6 protein-coding genes are annotated in these 4,046 nt (G+C 46.3%); 4 read left to right on the top strand and 2 right to left on the bottom strand.

Translation table 11 applies throughout. From position 1 onward, the window contains the following. The 4 genes from trpC to C7B77_RS25425 form a co-directional block, all read left to right on the top strand. Nucleotides 1-725, top strand: a 725-nt coding sequence (gene trpC / locus C7B77_RS25440; protein ID WP_106311545.1) for an indole-3-glycerol phosphate synthase TrpC, incomplete at its 5' end; no start/stop codon positions are given. A gap of 64 nt (nucleotides 726-789) precedes the next feature. Then, nucleotides 790-1,044 (top strand): DUF5340 domain-containing protein, encoded by a 255-nt coding sequence (locus tag C7B77_RS25435; RefSeq protein ID WP_106311540.1) that lies wholly within the window; start codon nucleotides 790-792, stop codon nucleotides 1,042-1,044. Between the two features lie 170 nt (nucleotides 1,045-1,214). Next, nucleotides 1,215-1,496: a type II toxin-antitoxin system RelE/ParE family toxin gene (locus C7B77_RS25430; RefSeq protein ID WP_106311542.1), complete on the top strand. Its 282-nt coding sequence runs from the start codon at nucleotides 1,215-1,217 to the stop codon at nucleotides 1,494-1,496. Between the two features lie 74 nt (nucleotides 1,497-1,570). Then, complete coding sequence (locus C7B77_RS25425; protein ID WP_106311537.1) at nucleotides 1,571-1,936, top strand: helix-turn-helix domain-containing protein; 366 nt, start codon at nucleotides 1,571-1,573, stop codon at nucleotides 1,934-1,936. A gap of 35 nt (nucleotides 1,937-1,971) precedes the next feature. Here C7B77_RS25425 and proB read toward each other — a convergent pair whose 3' ends face one another. After that, on the bottom strand, nucleotides 1,972-3,078 hold the full coding sequence (gene proB / locus C7B77_RS25420; RefSeq protein WP_106311534.1) for a glutamate 5-kinase: 1,107 nt from the start codon (nucleotides 3,076-3,078) through the stop codon (nucleotides 1,972-1,974). A gap of 288 nt (nucleotides 3,079-3,366) precedes the next feature. Then, nucleotides 3,367-3,888: a YqeG family HAD IIIA-type phosphatase gene (locus C7B77_RS25415; RefSeq protein WP_106311531.1), complete on the bottom strand. Its 522-nt coding sequence runs from the start codon at nucleotides 3,886-3,888 to the stop codon at nucleotides 3,367-3,369. Nucleotides 3,889-4,046 lie beyond the last annotated feature (158 nt).

Below are 4,046 nucleotides of genomic sequence, written 5' to 3'. Positions count from 1 at the left end.
AAAAACAGGTTAGTGCAATGGCACCGCCATTAGACTTTCTGGGTGCTCTCAAGGCAGGAAAGACCCGTCCGGCGGTAATTGCCGAAGTCAAAAAGGCTTCACCCAGTCGCGGGGTCATTAGAGCCGATTTTGATGCCGTCGAGATTGCTAAATCTTATCAGCGTGGCGGAGCTACTTGTTTGTCTGTTTTGACCGATCGAACGTTCTTCCAGGGTAGTTTTGAGAATTTGGCAGCCGTTCGTAAAGCTGTAGATTTACCGCTGCTGTGTAAGGAATTTATTATCTATGCGTACCAGATCTACTATGCGCGCGCGCACGGTGCGGATGCGGTATTGTTGATTGCCGCAATTTTAGAAGATACCGATTTACAATATTTTCTGAAGATCGTCCATGCGTTGGGGATGACGGCTCTAATTGAGGTACATACTCAAGAGGAATTCGATCGAGTATTGGCATTAAATGGCGTCAAACTGATTGGGATTAATAACCGCAATCTCGCCGATTTTAGTGTCGATTTACAAACTACTCAGACGCTGTTAGCATCGCGACAACAAGAGCTACAAGAGCGTGGTATCTTGATTGTCAGCGAATCCGGACTGCATACTGCCGAAGATCTTAAAATAGTAGTTGAGGCTGGAGCTAGTGCGGTACTAATTGGGGAATCCTTAGTAAAGCAGGACGATCCCGGACAAGCGATCGTCGATATGTTTGCCTCATCAACATAGCTTCTGCTGTAATCTAACCACTCAAATACTGCCGAAATATTCGGCTTCAGGTGACTGCACATCCATGGATCGCATTAATTTACCATCGCTAGTACATTACGAACTAACTTTACAAGTACTCGAACGCCAAACCATGACGATTGCCGATCGCGATCCGATCGTCAGAGAGCGAGTACAACAACTGATCGTTACTCTTCGCAAAGCTCTGTCTCAACAAAAACTTTTAGAAGATATCTGCAACAATCGACACATAGAGGTAGAACACGTCTGGGGACTAAATTCTGTCCTCAGCAACACTGAAGCGGTGACACGAGATTAGGCATCCCGATCGAGCGCAACAGCCAAGCTGTTGTGCTCTGTGCTCTTGGATCGATCTCCTGGATTAAGGCATCTGCTCCCGATCGAATTGGATGTGGTATTGATTTAGTGAGCTTTGCCACGAGTAGCTTCATTATTAATGAAAGAAAGCGTATACAATATGATTTACACATGACATGGGAAATTGTTTTTCACAGAGAATTTGAAGTATGGTTTTTCGATTTAGATGTTGATGTCCAAACATCGATCGCTATGGTACTTGATGTTTTAGAAGAACAAGGAGCTGCTTTAGGTCGTCCCTATGTCGATACGCTCAAGGGGTCTATTTTAACCAATATGAAAGAACTCAGGGTTCAGCATGATGGAGATCCCTACCGTATACTTTTTGCATTCGACCCTCAACGTCAGGCGGTTCTCCTTGTTGGTGGGAATAAGCGTGGGGATAAGGGGTAGTACGAAGTCAATATCCCAATCGCAGAAAGACTATTTAAAGAATATTTAGAAGAAACAAGTGGAGGTGAGTTTTTATGAGTCAGCCACACAGAACTTACGCACAAATTAAGCAAGAATTTTCTCCACAAATGCAGGCAGAAATTAGTATTGGTGCCCAGAAAATTAGAGAAGAGTTGAAAATACTTGCTTCTATGCGACAAGCAGCAGATTTGACGCAGGAAGAGTTATTAGATTTATTGGATGTTAGACAATCGGATCTGTCTCAAGTCGAAGGTAGAGAGCGTTTAACAATTAGTACGCTGTTCGGGTTAATAACAGCAATGGGTGGATCTATAGATATAACCGTAAACTTTCCAGAAAAACCACCCGTACAGCTTTCTCGAATTGAAACATTATTCCTGTCCGAACAAAACGAATCGTCATCGTCATTAACAAAATAGTTAACTACGGGATAATGAGATCGTCAGTGCTTTGACTAGCTCAATACCAAATTATCGCGATGTACCACGGTTTCTTCGCCTAGATAGCCGAGTAGATCGATAATATCAGTCGATCGATGTCCTTGAATTCGATCGAGTTCGTGACTGCTGTAATTAACAATCCCCCGCGCGATTTCTTTGCCCGACGCATCGCAAAGTTGAACTGCATCTGTCGCCTCAAACTCGCCTTCAATCCGGGCGATTCCGACGGGTAATAACGATTTACCGCCAGTACTAATTGCCGCCACTGCACCAGCATCCAGATAGAGTTTACCGACAGCGATCGATCCATGTGCGATCCAGCGTTTTCTGGCATTAGCGGCGCGCAATTGCGGCGTAAATTGAGTTCCCAACGGTTCGCCGTGCAGAATCCGTTCGATATACTGCGGGAATTTCCCGTGGGTAATTGCCGTTTTGACCCCCGCACCAGTTGCAATCGCAGCGGCGGCTATTTTGGTCGCCATGCCCCCCGTTCCCCATTCCGAACCTGCACCCCCAGTTTGGACTTGCAGAGCCGTTAAATCCTCGATTCGCTCGATCTGGACGATCGGTTGGGCGTCTGGAAATTTACGGGGGTCGGCGGAATATAACCTGTCAACGTCGGTGAGTAAAAATAACCAGTCAGCATCGATCAGGCTGGCGACCCGCGCGGAGAGAGTATCATTATCGCCAAATTTTAGCTCGTCTACCGCGACGGTATCGTTCTCATTAACGATCGGCATCACGCCGAGGCGAAATAACTCTTGGAAAGTATTGTAAGCATTGATATAACTGCTGCGCCTGTCGAGATCTCCCCGCGTCAGCAAGATTTGAGCCACTGGCTGCTGGTGCTCCCGAAACAAATCGTCATATACCCGCATGATAATCCCCTGTCCTACCGCTGCGGCGGCTTGTTTGAGGGCGATCGTTTTCGGACGTTCGGTCATACCCAGCCGCGCCGCGCCAACTCCAACCGCACCCGAAGATACTAAAACAATTTGATGACCTTGGGCGCGGAGATCGACGATCGTCTCGATTAAAGCTGCGATCGTTGCTAATGCCAATCTCCCGTCACTACGAGTCAGACTCGAAGTACCAACTTTTATTACTAAGGTGTCAGACATAGCGGGGATCGGGGCATACTAAGTAGGGATCGAGGCTTTCGCTAATGGAGCGAGGATATCTAGTAATGATTGAAAGATCGGGTCTAAAAAGTTTCAGAGCGTCACCTGCCTATTGGTGGCAGCTAACGCTCTGAAGGTTTTTGGGTTTTATATTATGTTTAGAGTCTTTATCTTGGCTGACTCCAATTGCAATAAATATATGATGCCAGATATTTTCGAGCATCCGGATTTTCTTAATGATTTATTTATATTTCAACTTATTGAGCGATTGTTATGTAATGTAACGATTTATTTCTTTACAGTCAGAGAAATACCCAATGCTCTAGCGATCGCGAACTCGACGCTGCGGATCGCTTGAAAGCCGATGACCGATTCCTCATCGACAATTGGCTCGATCAAAATGGTAAACATCCCCAATCGATTGCCAGCTAAGACATCTGTAAACAGGCGATCCCCGACCATCGCCACTCGCGCGGGATCGATGCTCATAGATTCTACGGCTTGACGAAGTTTGCGCCGCGAGGGTTTGGCGGCACTATGAAAATATGGTACGGACAAACTCTCAGCAATTGCCCCGATCCTAACCTGTCCGGGATTATTCGTCACGAGCCAAAGTGGCCCAATTTTTTTGATTTGTTCGATCCAGCCAATTAATTCCGGTCGCGCCACATCGATGCCGATCGGGACGATGGTATCATCGACGTCTAATACTAAGCCTTTAATCTGATTTCGTTCCAGAATCTCTAATGTTAAGTCTAAGACAGAGCCGCCGAGGACTAAGTCAGGTTGGAGGAGGGGGAATAGGTTCATGGGTGGATGGGTGGATGGGTGGATGGGTAGATGGGTAGATGGGTAGATGGGTAGATGGGGCTTAGTTTCTCAGCCCTATTCTCTATTTACTATTCCCTATTCCCTAACTGCCATTCAAATAACGCTTTATTTTACGCCCAAATGCCCAATCGAAATAC

Origin of the sequence: Chamaesiphon polymorphus CCALA 037, from assembly GCF_003003845.1 — a bacterium.
Classification (GTDB): domain Bacteria; phylum Cyanobacteriota; class Cyanobacteriia; order Cyanobacteriales; family Chamaesiphonaceae; genus Chamaesiphon; species Chamaesiphon polymorphus.
The sequence above is the reverse complement of the archived record's forward strand: the minus strand, read 5'-3'. Positions and strand labels throughout refer to the sequence as shown.